We start from the raw sequence: 20034 nt of genomic DNA, 5'->3' as shown, positions 1-20034 counted from the left end.
CAAAGACTGCCCTTATTTCCAGCCGCCCTTCTTCTTCACTTCGACAGCGCCTTCACGGCCGGTCGAGGCAACGCCTTTGAACACGCCGCCCTGCCACTGGCCAACGGTCCAGAAGGAGGGGTTGTTGTTGTGCTCGTCGAACTTGATCGGGCCGATCACGGTGTCGAAGCTGTTTTCCTTGATGTGCTTGATGATCGCGGCATTGTCGAAGGAACCGACGGCCTCGATCGACTTTTCCAGCACCTGGAAGGAGGAATAGACCATGGCGCTTGCCCAATAGTCCGGCTTGGCGCCCGTCACTTCCTCGTGACGCTTGGCATAGGTCTTGAACGCTTCGCCATCGGCATTGACGCCGCCGATGCCGAGAACGCCTTCGACAGCCCCGCCGAAGCGGCCGGCATAGGCCGGGAATGCGGTGGCGACGGCGGTGAAGAAGGCGCCGACCTGCAGGTCTTCGACGGTGGCCTGTTCGGTGAGCGCAAAGGTATCCGGCGGGTAGGACCAGGCGATGAAGGCGTCAGGCGCTGCGGCCTTGGCGGCCTTCATGACGGGCGAGAGATCCTGCGTGCCGAGCGGATAGGAGGTCTCGTAGACGATCTCGAAGCCGGCGTCCTTGAAGGCGGGCTTGGCCTCGTTCATCAGTTCGATGCCGAAGGCGTCCGCGACGTTGACCATGGCGATCTTCTTGCCGATATCGCCGCGGTCGCGCAGCTTTACCATGGTTTCGACAACGCCCTTGACCACGGGCTTGGCGCCACCAAGCGTGATGAACACGTTGGGGAACTGGGCCGAAAGCGCCTCCGCCTTGTCGGTGGTGGCGGTCGAGGTGATCATCGGCAGGCCGTAGCGCGCATAGATCGGGGCGGCTGCGAGATTGAGGCCGGTCGAATAGGGCGGCAGCACGATCTGGGCCTTGTCCTGGTCGACCAGGCGCTGCACGGCCTTGATGGTTTCGCCCGGATTGGTCTGGTCGTCATATTCGATGACTTCGAGCTTGTAGGTCTTGTCGCCGACCTTCAGGCCGCCGCGGGCGTTGACGTCGTTGATCCAGAGCTTGACGTTCGGCCAGTAGCTGACGGCCGCGCCACCGGCCAGCGGACCGGTCTTCGGAGCCACCGCACCGACCTTCAAGACCTCCTGCGCGAAGGCCGGCGTTCCTGCAATGCCGGCTGCGAGCGCAAGTGCGGCGAGCCGGGTAAATGTCCTGCGTTTCATAGTCTTCTCCTCCCGTTGTTGCATGCTAAGTCCGTGTCAGGGGATGCGCTTTCCCATGTCGGGCACCGCCCGCTCCGTCATCCACTGTATTTCGGTGAACTCCTCGATCACCGCCTGTCCGCCGAAGCGGCCATAGCCGCTGGCCTTCATGCCGCCATAGGGCATTGCCGGATCGTCGCAGACGGTGGTGCCGTTGATATGCACCGCGCCGGCTTCGATCCTGAGCGCGATCTGGCGCGCACGCTCCACGTCTGCCCCGAACACCGCGGCCGCGAGGCCGTAGTCGGTGTCATTGACCACAGTCACCGCCTCATCCGCATCCGCCACCCGGACGATGCCGACCACAGGCCCGAAAATCTCCTCCTCGTAGATCCGCATGCCATACGCGACATGGTCCAGGATCGTCGGATGCATCAGCGTTCCGGCATTGCGTCCGCCCGTCATCAGCACCGCCCCCTTGGACAGCGCGTCATCCACCAAGCCATGCAGGCGCGCGGCGGCTTCCGGGCTGATAACATGGCCGAAGGAGGGCTGGCCGGTGGCAGGGTCGCCCCACAGCCCCTCCGCCTCGCGCTTCAGCAGGGCAACGAAGCTATCGGCCACGCTGTCCTCGACAATGATCCGGTCGGTCGACATGCAGATCTGGCCCTGGTTGAAGAAGGCACCATGGGCCACGGCACGCGCGGCGCCGGGCAGATCCGCATCGGCAAGCACGATCGACGACGCCTTGCCGGACAGCTCAAGCAGGCAGCGCTTGAGATGCCGCGCCGCCATAACAGCGATCTCCCGTCCGACCCGCGTCGAGCCGGTGAAATTCACCCGCCGCACCGCCGGATGGGCAATCAGCGCCTCCACAACATTATGGGCATCCTCCGGCGCGCTGCTGACATAGTTCAGCACGCCATCGGGCAGGCCGGCATCGATCAGGATCTGCGCGACAGTCTCATGCAGTTTCGGGCAGAGTTCGGAGCCCTTCAGCACCACGGTATTTCCGAGCGCAAGCGGGGCTGCAACCGCCCGGACCGCGAGCGCCACCGCAGCGTTCCACGGGGCAAGGCCCAGCACCACGCCGGCCGGCCGGCGGATCAGGTGGTACGACACGCCCTCGGGGCCGCCTGCCACCCTCTCATCCCTGATGATATCGACGAGGCCTGCCGCATGGCGCAGCGTCGCCTGGGCAACTTCGACATTGAACCGGACCCAGGCGGCGGTGGCGCCGACTTCCAGATGCGCGATCTCGCAAAGCTCCTCGACACGCTCAAGCAGCAGATCTCCGGCCTTCAGCAGCAGCGCCGACCGCGTCTTCGGGTCGAGCGCCGACCAGGTCGGAAAGGCGCCGGCGGCGGCATCCGCGGCAGCCTCTGCCTCCGACGGCCCGAAGGCGGCAGCCTGTGTCAACACGGTCCCGGTCGTCAGGTCGCGGCGTTCGTAACTGCGCTCATCCGGCGCGGATACGGCTAGCCCTCCGACAATGCCTCTTGCTACGAACATTCGTCCTCCCAAACGGCCGTTCGATGATCCTCCGGCAGCCTTCCCTGTTCTTGTTGTTAAGCTGCTGTACACATTTTGGTTGACAGGGCCTGAGAGTAAATGACGATTTGTGGGAATGTATTTTCTATTTGTGGGATTTTGGCATGCCTGACCGCAAACTGCTTGTATCCGTCTCGCCCTCCCGCCCCGAGGCCCCGGTTCGGGCGGAGCGCTTCCGGGCCGCCTTGCAGGCCCGCGTGCTCGGACGGGCGGGCCTTGGCGAGGCGGAAAACTACCGGGCGCTGATCGTCGAGAAGGGTGATGTGGTGCTGCGCGACGGGGATGACCGGATGCTGGAACTATCCGGCCCCGTGATGGGCTGGATACCCTGGCGGGACGGGATGCGGCTGGAGCTGGCAGCCGGCGCGCAGGGCACGCATCTGCTTCTGGGTGCCGCGACGCTCGCCCGCGTACTGCAGCGACGGGCGGAGGCCGCGCAACTGCGCTTCATGGTCGAGCGCTCCTCCTTCATGCGGCTCGGCCCCGGCAATAGCGCCAGCGAGGCTGTTGCAGCCTGCTTTACCGGCATTCTGGCCGAGACCCTGCGGCCGGGACCGATGTCGACGGCGGTGGTGGAATCGCTCCTGCATATCCTGCTCGTCCACCTGCACCGCAACCAGCCGGCCGGCACCGGCGAGCAGATGCAGACCGGCACGCTCAAGGCGCTTGCCGGCCAGTTCACGGCGCTGATCGAAAGCCATTTCCGCGAGCACTGGACGGTGGAGCGCTATGCCCGCGAGCTGGGGATCTCCAGGGATCGGCTGAATGATATCTGCATCAGGGCTTACGGACGCCCGCCGGCGCGGCTCATTCGCGAGCGGCTTGCGGTGGAGGCGCGGATCTATCTCGCCAACTCATCCCTGGCGCTGGGGCAGATTGCCGGCGTGTTGGGATTTGCCGGTGCGCCGCAGTTCGGCCGCTTCTTCAAGTCCCTGCAGGGTCAGTCGCCGGCGCGCTATCGCCTGGACCTGCGCCGCACCACACAGGCCGAACCGGCCCGGCTGAACGCGCTTCACGCCTGGCCCTGACGGCGCCCCAAGCAAATACTCCCAAATTTGGCAGATTGGCCGCCGACCAAGCCAACAAAGCCGGAAAATGGCGGATCTGAGCGGCTTTTTGGTGGCGAAATCGCGATTTTCGACGCATTTGCCTCACAGATCCACCCAATATATGCCAACTTTGCGCCGGGGTTAACGCTTGTAAACCATTCCCGAATGCGTTTCCTAGCATCTCCTATTAGGGCGCAGAATCCCGTCTTGTCAGATGGCGTCTGCGGCTCACGTGATCTGGGGTATGTTATGAATTCGCGTTCACTTTATGCAGCACTGCTCGGCACTCTCATGGTGTCCACCAGCCTGAGCTGTCTTCCCGCCTATGCGCAAAGCGTAAGCCAGGCTGCACCGGCGTCTGAAGTGACACAGGCCCTGTCTGACGCGCTGAAGCAGGCAGCGTCCTATGGCCACTCGTCCTTCATCGCGTCGGTCTATGAGAATGCGCGGCTGACGCCGTTCCGGGCAGACGCCATCCGCAGCGAAGCGCTGTCGATCGCGCCCAACCTTTCGCAAGAGATCCGGCTGGCGACGGATATGGCGCTGAGCCAGGCCCGCCCCGTGAACGCAGGCGCCTTTGCGTCCACCGACACGGTCAAGGCCGTCACCCGGCCGCCGGGCGCCGATCTCTCGGTCAACATCAACACGGTGTCTGAATTCGACCGCAACTGGGGTCTTGGCGCAATCGGCGCACAAGAAGCGCTCGACAACAACTTCACGGGCAAGGGCGTCGTGGTCGGCGTGGTCGATACCGGCATCGATCGCGACGTGGCGGGCACGACACATCCCGAATTCGAAGGTCGTCTCGATGAGCGCTCCACCGCGCTCTACCACTGGTATGATCCGAACTTGGCTATTGCCTCTGGCAATGTGAACGACGGTTTCGTCCGTCCCGCAAACGGCACCGAGGATGGCAATGGCCACGGCACCCACGTCGCCGGCATCATCGCGGCGGCTCAGAATGGCCAGGGCATGCAAGGTGTCGCTCCCGGCGCCACGATCCTGTCCATTCAGGGTCTGGCCTCATTTCAAAAGTCCGAAGATGTCGATAATGACGGCAATTTCGTCATCAATGGAGTCACTTACAACGCCGGCACTCTCGCAGCCTGCGGCAGCGACATTTACCTGACCAACGCAGACCAGTGCAACCAGGCCAGCAACCTCGGCATCGGCACGGATGCAGCCATCGCCTATCTCGCGACCCAGAGTGATGTGCGTGTCATCAACGGCTCCTTCGGACCGAATGCAGGTGTTGGTGCCACGACGTGGAACACTGGCGACCTGACCGACGAGGCAACCGCGGTGCGCGCCTCGCTGCGGGCCGGCCAGATCATCACCATGGCCGCCGGCAACGAGCGCGGCTATGCGCCGGTCTATGGCGAAAACCCGTCGGGACTTGGTCTGTTTCCGTTCATCCGGCCTGGCAATGCCTATGCCGTGAATTCCGCCGGCCAACGGATCTATACCGGTTCTGACAATGCCGACTTCAGCGACATGACCGATGCGGCGCTGACCGCCGCCGAGGCCGCTGATGGCGTGCAGCGCGGTCGTATCATCGTTGTCGTCGCGACGGATTCGCAGAAGGTCATTGCCGCCTACTCCAACTATTGCGGTGTGGCGGCGGATTGGTGCATTGCCGCACCTGGCGGCATTGACGACGATAACATCGAACGTCCTATCTATTCCGCTTACCCTGTCGGCAGCTACAAGGCGCTGCAGGGCACGTCGATGGCGGCACCCCATGTCGCCGGCGCCGTGGCCGTGCTGATCGAGGCCTTCCCCAACTATACGCCAGCCCAGATCACCAACATCCTGTTCGAAACGGCAGAAGACCTGGGCGAGGCCGGGACCGACCGCATCTATGGCCGCGGCTTCCTGCGGCTTGATCGAGCCTTGAATTCCGGCGCTGCGGGGCTCAACCAGAATTCGACGGGCGAATATGTTGCCGGCGAGGACGACAAGAAGGGCGACAAAATCGTCTGGACCACGCCGATCAACAGCGCCGGCTCCTTCTCCAAGCAGGGCCAAGGCATGGTTGTGGTGGCGGGCAATGCAAGCTTCGCCAAGGGTGTCAATGTTCAATCCGGTGAGCTGCGCGTCGATGGCACGCTGGGCGGCGGCGGTGTGACGGTCGCCAATGGCGGCACGCTCTCGGGCAATGGCACCATCAATGCCAACCTCACCTCGAACGGCAACCTGTCGCCCGGTCAGTCCCCCGGTCTGCTGACCGTCAACGGCAACCTGACGCTCGGCAACCAGGCCCAGACCAATATCGAAGTGGATGGGCTTGCGGCCCAGGTCGGCGCCGGCGGTTTCGACCGCATCGCCGTGACGGGCAGCAACCGCACCGCGACGGTGGCCGGTGTGCTCGCCCCACTTCTGCGCGGCATCTCGGGTTCGGCCAACAACAACTTCACGCCTTCGCTTGGCCATAGCTTCAAGTTCCTCGAGGTTGCCAATGGCCAGGTCGTGGGCAGCTTCGCCAGCCTGCTGCAGCCGACCTCGGGTCTCGCCGCCAATACCCGCTTTGACGTGGTCTATGGCGCAAGTAACCTGACGCTCGCCACGACGCCGGTGTCCTATGCCAATCTGCGCTCCTTCGGCGTGACGCAGAGCGCTGCGGCGCGCGGTGTCGGCGGTGCCATCGATGCGGCCCGTCCTGCCGCCGGCGTGCGTCCGAGCGACGCGCTCCAGGCGCTGTTCTCCAACCTCTATCTGAGCGATGCCACCGGGCTTGCATCCGGTCTCGAACAGGCAACCGGCCAGATCTATGTCGATGCCGGCCAGTCCGCGGTGCTCTCCGTCGGCCGCTTTGCCGATGGCATCTGGCAGCACCAGACGGAATTGTCGTTGCAAGGCGCTCCCGAGGGCGACCGCGCCCGCTTCTGGACGCAGGGCGGCCGCTGGTATGGCGATCATGACGGCTTCGAGGCCGACAGCGCCGGCGCGACCTTCGGCGTGGATATTCCGCTCGACACCGGCTGGGTCGGCGGCGCCTTCCGCTATGAAAGCACCGATATCGCCGCCGGCACCCATGGGAATGCCGATCTCGACACCTATCACGCCTCGCTTTATGGCCAGGCCGAGGTGGCCATGCTGGAAGTGTCGGGTCGTGCGGGCCTGACCTATGGCGAGCTGGATGTTTCCCGCCGCGTCAGCTTCGGCGTCGGCACGGCTTCGCTGCTGACGAGCGGTGACAAGGGCATGGGCGGCTTTGCAGAAGCCACCGTGCAGAAGACGCTGGCCTTCGGCGAGACCAAGGCCATCCCGTCGCTGACCTTCGGCTACCGCGCCTTCGGCTTCGACGGCACCACGGAAGCCGGCGCCTATCTGCCGCTGACCACGCCGAGCAAGACCTTCGAGGAAGGCCATATCACAGCGGCGCTGACGGTCTCGCACCGCTTCGACCTGGCCAACGAGTTCCACCTGACGCCGATGGCGACGGTCGGCTATCGCCGCGACCTCCTTGGGATCTCCAACACCGCCAATGCGCGCGTGCTGGGCACCAACTTCACCACCTCAGGCCAGGAAGTCGGTCGCGACGCCTTCGTCGGCGGGATCAAGCTGCAGGCCGGCAAGGGCGACCGCGTCACCTTCGCCGCCGGCTACGATGTGGAACTGCGCAAGGGCGTGAACCAGCACCGCGTCACCGGCTCGCTCAACGTCCGTTGGTAACCGACGAGGCACGAGACAGCTGAAACAACAAAGCCCGGCATTCGCAAAGATGCCGGGCTTTGCCGTTGATGACAAAGATGCTTTTCCTCTACACCCTATTCATCCGTCATTCCGGCGAAGGCCGGAATCCAGCCACGGCGCGTCTGCGCCGTGAAAGAGTCTCTCGCAATCAAAGATTTGATTGCGCTGGATGCCGGCTCGGCGGCCTGCATGACGGATAAGTTTGCAGGCCACGGGTAACGTATATCTTGCTGAACCGCTGGTTTATCAGGACGCTGAAGCCTGACATCCGCGAAGATGCCGGCGCCCGCAAACGCCCCGCCTCTGCCTATGCCATCAGCGCCAGCGTCAGCGGATGATTGGCATCGGCCAGCCCGTCGATCACGGTGAAATGGTGGCGGTCCGGCTCTTCCACGCAGTCGGTGGCAGCACCTAGCCCTTTCCAGATATTGGCGAGGAGCGCGTTCTGGCGGATGAATTCCGATCGTTCGCCGGCGCCGACCCAGCATGTCAGCCTGGTATTCGCCAGCGGCTCCAGCAGGGCCGCGCTCTCCGCCACAGCCTCTTCCGGCGTCAGGCCGATATCGGCATTCATGCCGGTCTTGATCAGCGGCCTCAGATCATGAAGGCCGGCGATCGACACCGTCTTGACGATGCGCCCGGCGATTTCGGGCGAAAGCGGCGTGGTGGCCGAAATCATCCGCGTGACCAGATGACCGCCAGCGGAATGACCCGTCAGCCGGATCGGACCGGAGACAAGGCCGGCGGCGAAGGTGATGGCCTGGCCGATTTCACGCGTGATGCCGGCAACACGGTTTTGCGGGCAGAGCGTGTAGGAGGGCATGGCAACAGCATAGCCGTGAGCCACCGGCCCGGCCGCCAGATGCGACCAGTAGCTGTTGTCGAGCCGCACCCAGAAGCCGCCATGGACGAAGACGACAAGCCCCTTGGGCGTGCCTTCAGGCAGGAAAAGATCGAGCTTGTTGCGCTCTCCGGAACCGTAGGAAAGGCCGAGCTGCGCCCGGCCTGCAGCCGTCAGGGCCTCGCGATAGGCCCGTGCCGGCTCCACCCACAGATCCGGCCAGCGGTCGCCGCCGGGAATGTTTGCCCCGTTCGCATAGGCGTCGCTCCAGTCGGTGATCTGATGCAGCATGTTGATTTCCCCCGCATTTTGCAGCCAATTCGGGTCGGGAGAGTGACCGGCGGAGGCGGGCATGTCAACGCGCAAGCTTTCTCGCCCAAAATTATTATAAACTTAAAATTCCTCCTCTTGAACAATTTTTGCGCAAGTGCAATTCTGGTGATGACGGAAGGCTGCTGAAAAGAGCCGCCGCCACCGCCGCGAAGGAACGGGCACACGTTTCGCGCGACCGGTTACGAAAACAAAAATGAACTGGGAACAAGATCATGCTGGGACCGACCGGGCACGTGGACACGTTCACGCGCGACAATCTTCCACCGTTTGACCAGTGGCCGGAGATCGATCTGACCGGCTTCGACTATCCCGAATATATGAATGCCGGCGTCGAGCTGACCGACCGCATGGTGGAGCGCGGCTTTGGCGACCATACCGCGCTGATCGGCAACGGCCGGCGGCGCACCTACAAGGAACTGTCCGACTGGACCAACCGGCTCGCCAATGCGCTGGTTTCGGATTTCGGCGTCAAGCCGGGCAACCGGATCCTGATCCGCTCGGCCAACAATCCGGCCATGGTCGCCTGCTGGCTGGCCGCCACAAAGGCCGGCGCCGTCGTGGTCAACACCATGCCGATGCTGCGTGCCGGCGAGCTTGCCAAGATCGTCGACAAGGCCGAGATCACGCTCGCGCTGTGCGATACCCGGCTGATGGACGATATGGTGGCCTGCGCCAAGGATAGCGCCTGGCTGAAGCAGGTGATCGGCTTCGACGGCACCGCCAATCACGATGCCGAACTGGACCGTGCGGCGCTCGACAAGCCGGTGAAGTTCGAGGCCGTCAAGACCGGCCGCGACGACGTGGCGTTGCTCGGCTTCACCTCGGGCTCGACAGGGGTGCCCAAGGCGACCATGCATTTCCACCGCGACCTTCTCATCATCGCCGACGCCTATGCGAAAGAGGTGCTCGGCGTCACCTCGGACGACGTGTTCGTCGGTTCGCCGCCGCTTGCTTTCACCTTCGGCCTCGGCGGGCTTGCGGTCTTTCCGCTGCGCTTTGGCGCCAGTGCCGCGCTCTTGGAAAACGCCTCGCCGCCGAACCTCATCGAGATCATCCAGAAATACCGCGCCACCATCTGCTTCACCGCGCCGACCGCCTACCGGGTGATGCTGGCGGCGATGGATGCGGGTGCCGATCTCTCCTCGCTGCGCGTCGCCGTCTCGGCCGGCGAAACCCTGCCGGCGCCGGTCTTCGACCAGTGGGTCAACAAGACGGGCCGGCCGATCCTCGATGGCATCGGCGCCACCGAAATGCTGCATATCTTCATTTCCAATCGCCTCGACGACACCAAGCCGGCCTGCACCGGCAAGCCCCTCACGGGCTATCAGGCTGTTGTGGTGGATGACGACATGAAGGAAGTGCCGCGCGGCACGGTGGGGCGGCTTGCGGTGCGCGGGCCGATCGGCTGCCGCTATCTCGCCGACGACAGGCAGAAGGACTATGTGCGCGACGGCTGGAACCTGACCGGCGACAGTTTTGTGGAGGACGAGGATGGCTATTTCCACTTCGCCGCCCGCTCCGACGATATGATTGTGTCAGCCGGCTACAACATTGCCGGACCCGAGGTCGAGGCGGCGCTGCTCTCCCACGCCTCGGTGCGCGAATGCGCCGTGATCGGCGTGGCCGATGGTGATCGCGGCCATATCGTCGAGGCCCATGTAGTGCTGGAAGCCCATGAGGTGCCGAGCGCCGAACTGGTCAAGCTGTTGCAGGACCACGTGAAATCCGTGATCGCGCCCTACAAGTATCCGCGCTCGGTGGTTTTCACCAAGGCCCTGCCGAAGACCGAATCCGGCAAGATCCAGCGTTTCCGGCTGAAGCAGGAACAGCAGCCGACTTCACATTAACGTCGGCGGCGCTTTCGGCTTGACGGATGTCGTCAAGGCATCCGACAAAGGTCACCAGGGAAGCAGGCGGCCGCAACAGGCACCGCCTTCTGCCGACAGGCATGTAACGACCAAGAACCAAAAAGAGAGGGTAACATGAAGAATTTCCTTTCCACGACCGCGCTGGCGCTCGGTATCGCCATGGCTGGCACTGCCATGGCTGAGCCGGTCAAGATCGGCCTCATCACCACGCTTTCGGGCGGCGGTGCAGGTCTCGGTGTCGACACCCGTGACGGCTTCATGCTCGCGATCAAGCAGGCCGGCAACAAGGACATCGAGGTGATCACCGAGGACGACGGCCAGAAGCCGGAGCTAGCCGTGCAGATCGCCGACAAGATGATCCAGCAGGAAAAGGTCGATATCCTCACCGGCATCGTCTGGTCGAACCTCTTGATGGCGGTGCAGCCCGCGGTCGTCGCCCAGGGCAAGTTCTACATCTCCACCAATGCAGCGCCCGCCGCTCTGGCCGGCAAGGGCTGCAACGCGCTCTATTTCAACGCTGCCTACCAGAACGACAACCTTCATGAAGCCATGGGCGAATATGCCAACAAGGGCTACAAGAAGATGTTCATCATGGCGCCGAACTATCCGGCTGGTAAGGATTCGCTGACCGGCTTCAAGCGCTACTACAAGGGCGAAGTGGCATCCGAAGTCTATACCCAGGTCGGCCAGACCGATTATGCCGCCGAAATCGCCCAGATCCGCGCCTCGGGCGCCGACGGCGTCTTCTCCTTCCTGCCCGGCGGCATGGGCATCGCCTTCATGAAGCAATATGCCCAGTCGGGCGTGAACGTCCCGGTCATGGGCCCGGGCTTCTCCTTCAGCCAGGACGTGCTGCCGGCCATCGGCGATGCCGCCATCGGCGCCAAGGCATCGGGCCAGTGGGTCAAGGACCTCGACAACGAGGCCAACAAGAAGTTCGTCGAAGCCTTCCAGGCCGAATATAAGCGCCTGCCGTCGCTCTATGCCGTCCAGGCCTATGACGCCGCACAGTTGATCCTCTCCGCAGCCGCCAAGGCCGACGTGAAGAACACGGAAGCCTTTGCCGCCGAGCTGAAGAAGGCCGACATCCAGTCGCCGCGTGGCAAGTTCAAGTTCAACACCAACCAGCACCCGATCCAGGACATCTATGTCACTGAAGTGGTGAAGGAAGGCGATGTTCTGACGAACAAGACGGTCGAGAAGATCTTCACCGACCACGGCGATGCCTACGCCAAAGACTGCGCGCTCTAAGGGCAGGACTGAGTAGTGACCGCAGTACTCGCGCTTGAGCAGTTGCTCAACGGCCTTCAGCTCGGCGTCATGCTGTTCCTGATGGCCGCCGGGCTGACGCTGATCTTCGGCGTCATGGGCCTCATCAACCTGGCCCATGGCTCCCTCTACATGGTCGGCGCCTTTGCCTGCGCTGCGGTCGCGACCTGGACCGGTTCCTTCTGGCTGGGGCTTGTCGCCAGCCTGATCGCGGCGGCGGCTGCCGGCGCGATCGTCGAGGTGCTCGTCATCCGGCGGCTTTATGATCGCGACCATCTCGACCAGGTGCTGGCCACCTTCGCGCTGATCCTGATCTTTTCGGAAGGCACGCGCTGGCTGTTCGGCTCCTTCCCGCTCTATCTCAATATTCCCGCCGCGCTCTCGGGCGCCGTGCCGCTGCCGGGCGGCGGGCAATATCCCGCCTATCGGCTGGCGATCATCGTCGCCGGAGCTGTTGTCGCGGCCGGCCTGACGCTGCTGATCAACCGCACGCGCATCGGCATCCAGATCCGCGCGGGCGAAAACGACCGGGAGATGATCGGCGCGCTCGGAATCGATATCCGCCTGCTCTATACGCTGGTGTTTGCGCTGGGCGCGGCCTTGGCCGGTTTTGCCGGGGCGCTGGTGGGCGCCATCCAGTCGGTGCAGGTCGGCATGGGAGAGCCGGTGCTGATCCTCGCCTTCGTCGTTATCGTCATCGGCGGCATCGGCTCGATCAAGGGCGCCATGGCCGGCGCGCTGCTGGTCGGCGTGGTCGATACCATGGGGCGTTTCCTGCTGCCGCAGATCCTGGCCGTCATGCTCTCGCCATCAGCCTCGGCAGCCGTCGGCGGCTCGATCGCCTCGATGCTGATCTATATCATGATGGCGCTGATCCTGGCGTTCAGGCCGCGCGGCCTGTTTGCGGCGCAGGGGTGAGGCGGCCATGATCTCAAGGGAAAACACAATCAATCTCGCGCTGGTCGCCGCACTGCTGGCCGCGGCCCTGATCGCCAACTGGCTGGGCGAGACCTTCTACATCACGCTTGCCACCCGCATCGCCATCCTGGCGCTGGCAGCCACGGGGCTGAACCTGGTGCTGGGGCTCGGCGGCCTCGTCTCCTTCGGCCATGCGGTCTATTTCGGCATCGGCGGCTATGCGGCCGGCATTCTCTCGGCCCATGTCTTTTCCGGCGAGCCGCTGCTGTTCGGCCTCGGCGGTACGGACCAGATGCCGGTGATATGGATCGTGGCGGCCCTCGTCTCCGGCCTGCTGGCCGTCCTCATCGGCGCGATCAGCCTCCGGACCTCAGGCGTCTATTTCATCATGATCACGCTCGCCTTCGCGCAGATGGTCTATTATTTCGCGGTGTCCTGGCCAGCCTATGGCGGGGAAGATGGACTGTCGATCCTGGTGCGCAACCAGTTTCCGGGCTTGAACACCATGAAGCCGCTGAGCTTCTTCCTGGTCTGTTACGTCCTGCTTCTACTCGGCATCGTCTTCTTCTCCGCGCTGCGCCGCTCGCGCTTCGGCACGGCGCTGGAGGTGATCCGCCAGAACGAGACGCGCGCTGCCTCGGTCGGCATCTCGCCGTTTCCGGTCAAGCTCGTGGCCTTCGTGCTATCAGGCATGATCACGGGCATCGCCGGCGCGCTGTTTGCCGATCTCAATCGCTTCGTCAGCCCGTCGATGATGTCGTGGCACATGTCGGGCGAGTTGATCGTGCTGATCATTCTCGGCGGCACCGGCCGGCTGATGGGGCCGCTGGCGGGCGCGGCGCTTTACATCCTCATCGAACACTATCTCGGCGAGATCACCGAGCGCTGGCAGTTCTTCCTCGGCCTCATCCTCCTCGGTACGGTGCTCTTTGCCCGTGGCGGCTTGCTGGGTCTTCTCGGCGGGAGGGCGCGTCATGGCTGAGCCGGTGCTGTCAATCCGCAATTTCGTCAAGAATTTCGGCGCCTTGCGCGCCACTGACAATGTCAGCATCGATCTGAAGCCCGGCGAAATCCACGCGCTGATTGGACCCAATGGCGCGGGCAAATCCACGCTGATCCACCAGATCTGCGGCACGGTGAAGCCCGATAGCGGCTCCATCCATTTCGAGGGGCAGGATATCGGCGGGCTCGGGGTGGCGGAGCGCGCGCGGCGCGGTCTGGGCCGCACCTTCCAGATCTCCTCGATTGCACCGGAATTTTCGGCGCTGCGCAATGTCATGCTGGCGGTGCAGTCGCGCCAGGGCTCGAGCTTCCGCTTCTTCAAGCCTGTGATGAGCGACAGGAGCCTCACCGAACCGGCGATGGCCGTGCTGGAGCGAGTGGGGCTGGCCGAGCGCGCCCGGCTGCCGGCATCAGAGCTTTCCCATGGCGAGCGTCGCCAACTGGAAATCGCGATTGCGCTGGCGCTCGGTTCACGCGCCTTCCTGCTGGACGAACCGATGGCCGGCATGGGGCCTGAAGGATCCAAGCGGCTCACCACCTTCCTCGACAGCCTGCGCCGCGAGGCGCCGATCCTCTTGGTGGAGCACGACATGGATGCCGTCTTCGCGCTGGCCGATCGTATCTCGGTGCTGGTCTATGGCAAGATCGTAGCCTCGGGCACGGTGGAGGAAATCCGCCGCGATCCGACCGTCCGCTCGGCCTATCTGGGGGAGGAGCACTGATGCTGCTTGACGTGCAAGACATCACCACCTTCTACGGTCAAAGCCAGGCGCTGTTCGGCGTGGAGCTTTCCCTTGGCGAAGGCGAGGTGCTGGCGCTGATGGGCCGCAACGGCATGGGCAAGTCCACCACCATCCGCTCGATCTGCAATCTCAATCCGCCACGCGGCGGCTCCATCCAGTTTGCCGGCCGCTCGACCGCGCGGCTGCCGGCCTATAAGGTCGCTCGCATGGGCGTCGGCCTGGTGCCGGAGGGGCGCCGCTGCTTTCGCGACCTGACGGTGCATGAAAACCTGATCGCCGCCGCCCGGCCGGGAGCCTGGACGCTTGCCCGGGTCAACGAGCTGTTTCCCCGTCTGGCCGAGCGCCGCGACCAGCTCTCGCGCACGCTTTCGGGCGGCGAACAGCAGATGCTCGCCATTGGCCGGGCGCTGATGACCAATCCGCGCCTGCTGATCCTCGACGAAGCCACCGAAGGCCTGGCCCCCGTCATCCGCCACGACATCTGGGCCGCCATCCGCAAGCTGAAGGCCGATGGCCTGTCGATCCTGCTGGTCGACAAGACGCTGTCAGAACTCCTGCCGGTCGCAGACCGCTGCGTCATCCTGGAAAACGGGCGCTCTGTCTGGAAGGGCAGGCCCGACCAGATTAATGCCGATGTGAAGGATCGGTATCTGGGGATTTGAGGGGGGGGGGGCCAGCAATGAGATACGTCGCGCTTGTTTTGTTCAGTGTCTTCGGTTTGGCGTCATGCACAGCGACGCCAGAATATGGCCAACATCAAAATTTCAAGGCAGACCTCAAGGCATGGACGAAATGCATCGATCGTTCGGCCAAGGATTTCAGTGCCAAAGACATCGACGCACGCAAGGCGTCGCGTCTCGTCCTTAAGGCATGCTCTGCCGAGCAGGCGGCCTTAGCTAAACGTGATGGAAAATTGAAGTTCTTCACGAACGACATGGCGGCCAAAACAGCATATTTCGCCGTCGTCTCGGCGCAGAACGGCTGGGTCGGGAAGAAGACCACTCTCTTCGAAGAGTGACCGACATCCGATCTATTCCAGATTATCGATACGCTCCACACCGTAAGCAGCGAGTTTCGAGGCGCCCCCTCACCCGGCCTCCGCTGTGCTCGGCCACCCTCTCCCCGCGGGGGAGAGGAGGAACGGAACCGTTGCGGTCCTTGCCCTCTTCTCCCCAGCGGGGAGAAGGTCCCGGCAGGGGGATGAGGGGGAGCGCGAAGCGCCAAAGCTGTGGAGGTAAGCCCCCTGATCGCGTCGCATACGCTCGGCACTGCTTCCCGGGGGAATAAGAGGGGGCCCAGAACCACCAGGGGTGTCCTGTATGCGATAGTCTTGGGTGATACATGTGGGCGATTGACAGTCAGGCCTGGATAGGATCAGCGCCAGATTCACCAGCTATATGTCCGCAAAATCGGACAGTTTCATTCGTGACGCCCCGCCGCAAACCTTGCAGCCAAGTCCTCTCCGGTTTTCCTTATGTGGCGCTTCAGGGCGTCGCAGGCTTCGTCCGCATCGCGGGCGGTGGCGGCCATGGCGATCGCCTCGTGTTCGGCCGTGACATCGCGCTCGGCGACATCAGGCGGTGGCAGCAGGCGGCGGTAGCGGTCGGTCATGTTGTTCAGCATGGTGCAGAAGGTAATGAGCAGCGGCATGCCGCAGCCGCCGACCAGCGCCGTGTGAAACGCCGTATGGGCCGCCTCCCACGCATCCACGCCGTCGGTGCCACGGCTGGTATGGGTCAGCCGATGCAGCGCGCGGATCACGTTGCTCTCCCATTCGAGATCGCCATGGGCGATGCTCTGCCGCAGCGCCATCACCTCCAGTTCCGACCGGAGCAGGATCACCTCCGCCAGGTTTTCCTGGGAGACCGGCACAACGCGATAGCCGCGCTGGTCTTCGAATTCCACCAGTCCATCCGCCACCAGCCGCGACACCGCTTCGCGCAGCGGGCTGATCGACACGTCGTGCTGCTCGCGCAACCGGTCGAGATTGACCTTTGATCCCGGCGCGAGTTCGCCCTTCAGGATCTGCTCGCGCAGCATGCCGGAGATGCGGCTCGATATGGTTTCCTTGCGCGGTGCGTCGACCATGGGTCCCTGCAAAAAACGATGATTTCGATTATACCGTATATTTCGACGATCATAGATGATGTATTGAGAAAAGGCGATCCGGCGACAAACAGCTGTGACAACACATGATCCGGGCGCCTGCGGAGGATGTCTTGACCACGTCCCTTTTCCAACAGACCTATCTCAGGCTGCGCGGCGATGTCATTTTCGGCAAGCTGCCCCCCGGCCAGCGGCTCAGGCTCGAAGACCTGAAGGAAACCTATGGCGCATCGGTTCCCACCCTGCGCGAAGTGCTCAACCGGCTGACCTCGGAAGGCCTTGTCGTCAGCGAGGACCAGCGCGGCTTTGCCGTGGCGCCGATCTCCGCAGAAAACCTCCAGGAGCTCGCCGCCCTGCGCAAGCTGATCGAACTCGACGCGCTGGCGAAGTCCCTGCGGTCAGGCGACGTCGCCTGGGAAAGCGACCTCGTGGCCGCCCATCACAAGCTCAGCCGCATCGAACAGCGCATGATAGCAGGCGAGGCCTGTGATCGCAGCGAATGGAAGCGCTACGATTTCGGCTTCCACCAGACCATGATCAAGGCCTGCCGTTCCGCCGAGGTCATGGCCGTGCATCAGGTGGTGTTCGACAAATACCTCCGCTACCAGATGGTCTATCTCACTTTTCGTGGCGCCGTCGCCGCCGCGGAACACAAGGCGCTTCTGGATGCCGCCCTTGCCCGCGATGTCGATCTCGCCCAGTCGCTGCTCGCCACCCATATCGACCACGGCGTCGCCCATGCGCTCGCCGCCCATGCCGCCGGCCACAAGGCGCCGGCTTGATCCCGTGCTAGCCCTTGTGGTTCAGCACCCGGCGCACCCAGGCCTGGTCCTCCACCTTGCGACCCGAGAAGATCTCGAAAGCGTGGATGCCCTGGTGGAAATAAAGCTCGTAGCCTGACAGGAAGTCGGCGCCGAGCGCTTCCACCTGGCCGCGAAACTCGGTGTGTTCCGGCGTATAGACGGCATCGAAGGCCCAGCGCGGGCGACCGCGAACACCGGCCGGCAACGGCGATCCCGCCCGGCCGATCATGCCGAGCGGGGTGCAGTTGATCACTCCATCGACACCGGCAAGATCGCGCAGCATGGTTTCGTCGATCTCTCGCACCGGCATGCCGTGATAGGCACTGACGGCGGTCCTCAGTGCTGCCGCCTTGGTCGCGTCGGTGTCGTACAGAAGCACCTCCGATGCGCCGAGCGTCGCAAGCCCGAACACCACGGCACGGCCCACGCCGCCGGTACCAATCACCAGCACCCGGCCGGGTGAGCTATCGCCCCAGCGCTCGCGGTAGGCGGCGACGAAGCCGCTATGGTCGGTGTTGAAGGCTTGCGGGGTGTCTGCCTGCAGGCGCAGCGTGTTGGACGAGCCCATGGCCGCGACGGCAGGGTCGCCGGGTTCAGCCGCCAGCACCGCCTCTTCCTTGTGCGGATAGGTGACGTTGACGCCGTCGAAGCCGGACTTGCGACAGTGGGCGACCATGTCGGCGAAGCCCAGCCCAAACTCCGCCGGCACCAGCAGGTCATAGGTCGTGTTGAGCCCGACCGACAGGCCGCAGACGATATGCAGGGATGGCGAGCGGGTCGCCAGGATATTGCCGCCGATCAAGCCGAGGCGCAGCGTCTTGCCATTGTTTGCCACGGTCAGCCCTCGTAACCCAGGAGACGGGGCAGGGCCAGCACCAGCTCCGGAAACGCAGTCAGCAGAGCAAGTGCGATCAGCAGGGCGATCAGGAACGGGAAGCCCTCCCGCACGATGTCCTTGATCGCAATCCCCGTGGTGCCGTTGATGACAAACAGCAGCATGCCATAGGGCGGCGTGATCAGGCCGATCATGCAGTTGACGACCGCGACGACGCCAAAATGGATGGGGTCAATGCCAAGCGCCTTCACCGTCGGCAGGAACAGCGGGATGATGACCAGGATGATCGTCGTGGCATCCAGCACGCAGCCCAGCAGCAGGAACAGCACGTTGACGAAGATCAGGAACTGCCAGCGGGAGAGTTCCAGGGTCGCCAGCAGGTTCGACAGCGCGGCCGGAATGTTTTCCGCGGCCACGATGTAGTTGAAGATCAGCGCCGAGCCGATGACCAGGCCCACCGAAGCAGATGACCTGGAGGAGTCGAGAAACACGTTGTAGAGCGAGCGAAGGCTCAGCGAACGGTAAAGCAGGCCGGAGACCAGCAGCGCATAGAAGGCAGCGACGGCCGCGGCTTCGGTCGGCGTGGTGGCACCACCATAGATGCCGGCGAGCAGGATGACGGGCATCATCAGCGCCGGCAGCGCCCGGAAGGTTATCCGCGGGAGTTCGCGCAGCGGCACCGCCTCTTCCGCTGGGATATGGCGGCGATTGGCGATCACCGAGTTCATGATCATCAGCACGGCCGTCATCAACAGGCCAGGGACGACGCCGCCGAGGAAGAGGTAGCCGATCGAGGCATCGGAGACGAGCGCATAGAGAACGAGCGGAATGGACGGCGGGATGATCGGCCCGATGGTGGCGGACGCGGCGACCACGGCGCCGGCAAATCCCGGCGTGTAGTGGCCGGTCTTCAGCATCATGCGGATGGTGATCTTGCCGACGCCGGCGGCATCGGCAACGGCCGAGCCGGACATGCCGGAAAAGATAAGGCTGACCAGGATATCGACCTGCGCCATGCCGCCCTTGAAGCGACCGACCAGCGCCTTGCAGAAGGCGAGAAGCCGGTCGCTGATCTCGCCGACATTCATGATGTTGGCCGCCACGATGAACAGCGGCACGGCGAGCAGCACGAAGCTGTCATAGACGCTCTGGATCAGTTGCTCGGCCGCAAGCGCCAGGTCCTGGCCGGAGGCGAACAGATAGACGATCGCCGAGACGATCATGGCAAAGGCGATGGGCATGCCGATGGCCGCCGCAACGAACAGCGTGACGAGGCACAGCGTGAATTCGAAGCTCATCGACCGGTCTCCGTATCGATCACATCATAGGAGGTGATCTGCCCTTCGATATCTTCCTTGCCCCTGACGAAATCGACCAGCATCCAGCCATAGCGCAGGATGATCATCACCATGAAAACCATATAGATGCTGAAGACATAGCTCAGCGGCATGCGCAGCGTCGCACTTTTCTTGATCTTGTAGAATTCGACATAGTCATAGGTCGGCAGGAAGGACACGACAAAGGCTATGACGATGGCGAGCGCCGCCACAGCGGAGAAAATCCGCTGCGTCGGCCGGTTGACCGAAAGATAGAGTATGTCGAACCGGATGTGGTCCGATGGCCGCAGGCAGAAGGCGCAGCCCCAGAAGACGATCCACAGCCACAGGGTCAGGCATGCCTCAATGGTCCAGCCGAGCGACAGGTTCAGGATATAGCGGCTGACGATCTGGACGAGGAACAGGATGAACATGGCGGCGAGCATCGCCGCCGCCACGCCATCAGCCCCTTGCCGCAGCCTTTCCAGGAGGCGCTGCATGGGATTTAAG

General features: G+C 63.6%; 17 protein-coding genes. 10 read left to right on the top strand and 7 right to left on the bottom strand.

Annotated features, from left to right (window positions below; genetic code table 11):
• Positions 1-12 precede the first annotated feature (12 nt).
• Both B9A97_RS17030 and B9A97_RS17025 read right to left on the bottom strand, forming a co-directional pair.
• Positions 13-1215, bottom strand: coding sequence for an amino acid ABC transporter substrate-binding protein (locus B9A97_RS17030; RefSeq protein ID WP_084366552.1), 1203 nt, complete (start codon positions 1213-1215; stop codon positions 13-15).
• A 36-nt stretch (positions 1216-1251) separates the two neighbouring features.
• Positions 1252-2706, bottom strand: coding sequence for an aldehyde dehydrogenase family protein (locus tag B9A97_RS17025; RefSeq protein ID WP_084366551.1), 1455 nt, complete (start codon positions 2704-2706; stop codon positions 1252-1254).
• 143 nt (positions 2707-2849) lie between these two features.
• On the opposite strand from B9A97_RS17025, the gene B9A97_RS17020 reads away from it, so the two are divergent.
• Both B9A97_RS17020 and B9A97_RS17015 read left to right on the top strand, forming a co-directional pair.
• Entirely contained in the window at positions 2850-3773 is a 924-nt protein-coding gene (locus B9A97_RS17020) for a helix-turn-helix domain-containing protein (RefSeq protein WP_084366570.1), read from the top strand.
• Between the two features lie 270 nt (positions 3774-4043).
• Positions 4044-7469 (top strand): S8 family serine peptidase, encoded by a 3426-nt coding sequence (locus B9A97_RS17015; RefSeq protein ID WP_179145316.1) that lies wholly within the window; start codon positions 4044-4046, stop codon positions 7467-7469.
• A gap of 328 nt (positions 7470-7797) precedes the next feature.
• Here B9A97_RS17015 and B9A97_RS17010 read toward each other — a convergent pair whose 3' ends face one another.
• Complete coding sequence (locus B9A97_RS17010; RefSeq protein WP_084366549.1) at positions 7798-8622, bottom strand: alpha/beta hydrolase; 825 nt, start codon at positions 8620-8622, stop codon at positions 7798-7800.
• A 254-nt stretch (positions 8623-8876) separates the two neighbouring features.
• Between B9A97_RS17010 and B9A97_RS17005 the strand changes: the two genes are divergently transcribed.
• The 7 genes from B9A97_RS17005 to B9A97_RS16975 all read left to right on the top strand — a co-directional run bounded on the left by B9A97_RS17005 (position 8877) and on the right by B9A97_RS16975 (position 15482).
• Complete coding sequence (locus tag B9A97_RS17005) at positions 8877-10511, top strand: AMP-binding protein (protein WP_084366548.1); 1635 nt, start codon at positions 8877-8879, stop codon at positions 10509-10511.
• A 135-nt stretch (positions 10512-10646) separates the two neighbouring features.
• Positions 10647-11783 (top strand): ABC transporter substrate-binding protein, encoded by a 1137-nt coding sequence (locus B9A97_RS17000; protein WP_084366547.1) that lies wholly within the window; start codon positions 10647-10649, stop codon positions 11781-11783.
• 15 nt (positions 11784-11798) lie between these two features.
• Complete coding sequence (locus B9A97_RS16995) at positions 11799-12719, top strand: branched-chain amino acid ABC transporter permease (protein ID WP_084366546.1); 921 nt, start codon at positions 11799-11801, stop codon at positions 12717-12719.
• 7 nt (positions 12720-12726) lie between these two features.
• On the top strand, positions 12727-13701 hold the full coding sequence (locus B9A97_RS16990) for a branched-chain amino acid ABC transporter permease (protein ID WP_179145315.1): 975 nt from the start codon (positions 12727-12729) through the stop codon (positions 13699-13701).
• Positions 13694-14443 carry an ABC transporter ATP-binding protein gene (locus tag B9A97_RS16985; RefSeq protein ID WP_084366545.1) on the top strand — a complete coding sequence of 250 codons (750 nt, stop codon included), beginning with the start codon at positions 13694-13696 and terminating at the stop codon, positions 14441-14443. The genes B9A97_RS16990 and B9A97_RS16985 overlap by 8 nt, the downstream gene beginning before the upstream one ends.
• Positions 14440-15126, top strand: a complete 687-nt coding sequence (locus B9A97_RS16980; RefSeq protein ID WP_210189713.1) for an ABC transporter ATP-binding protein — start codon at positions 14440-14442, stop codon at positions 15124-15126. Before B9A97_RS16985 ends, B9A97_RS16980 begins: the two co-directional genes overlap by 4 nt.
• A 17-nt stretch (positions 15127-15143) precedes the next feature.
• A complete protein-coding gene (locus B9A97_RS16975) occupies positions 15144-15482 on the top strand; it encodes a hypothetical protein (protein ID WP_084366544.1) in 339 nt (112 codons plus the stop codon).
• Between the two features lie 401 nt (positions 15483-15883).
• Here B9A97_RS16975 and B9A97_RS16970 read toward each other — a convergent pair whose 3' ends face one another.
• Positions 15884-16552: a GntR family transcriptional regulator gene (locus B9A97_RS16970; protein ID WP_084366543.1), complete on the bottom strand. Its 669-nt coding sequence runs from the start codon at positions 16550-16552 to the stop codon at positions 15884-15886.
• A gap of 104 nt (positions 16553-16656) precedes the next feature.
• Between B9A97_RS16970 and B9A97_RS16965 the strand changes: the two genes are divergently transcribed.
• Complete coding sequence (locus B9A97_RS16965) at positions 16657-17352, top strand: GntR family transcriptional regulator (protein ID WP_084366542.1); 696 nt, start codon at positions 16657-16659, stop codon at positions 17350-17352.
• 7 nt (positions 17353-17359) lie between these two features.
• Here the strand turns inward: B9A97_RS16965 and B9A97_RS16960 are convergent, their stop codons facing one another.
• The 3 genes from B9A97_RS16960 to B9A97_RS16950 are packed head-to-tail and all read right to left on the bottom strand — an operon-like array spanning position 17360 to position 20024.
• Positions 17360-18208 (bottom strand): shikimate dehydrogenase family protein, encoded by an 849-nt coding sequence (locus tag B9A97_RS16960; RefSeq protein WP_084366541.1) that lies wholly within the window; start codon positions 18206-18208, stop codon positions 17360-17362.
• Positions 18209-18210: 2 nt separating this feature from the next.
• On the bottom strand, positions 18211-19506 hold the full coding sequence (locus tag B9A97_RS16955; protein ID WP_084366540.1) for a TRAP transporter large permease: 1296 nt from the start codon (positions 19504-19506) through the stop codon (positions 18211-18213).
• Positions 19503-20024: a TRAP transporter small permease gene (locus tag B9A97_RS16950; RefSeq protein ID WP_084366539.1), complete on the bottom strand. Its 522-nt coding sequence runs from the start codon at positions 20022-20024 to the stop codon at positions 19503-19505. The genes B9A97_RS16955 and B9A97_RS16950 overlap by 4 nt, the downstream gene beginning before the upstream one ends.
• Positions 20025-20034 lie beyond the last annotated feature (10 nt).

It is taken from the genome of Rhizobium sp. RU36D (genome assembly GCF_900176345.1).
Lineage (GTDB): Bacteria > Pseudomonadota > Alphaproteobacteria > Rhizobiales > Rhizobiaceae > Allorhizobium.
This window is presented reverse-complemented; position numbering and strand designations above follow the sequence as displayed.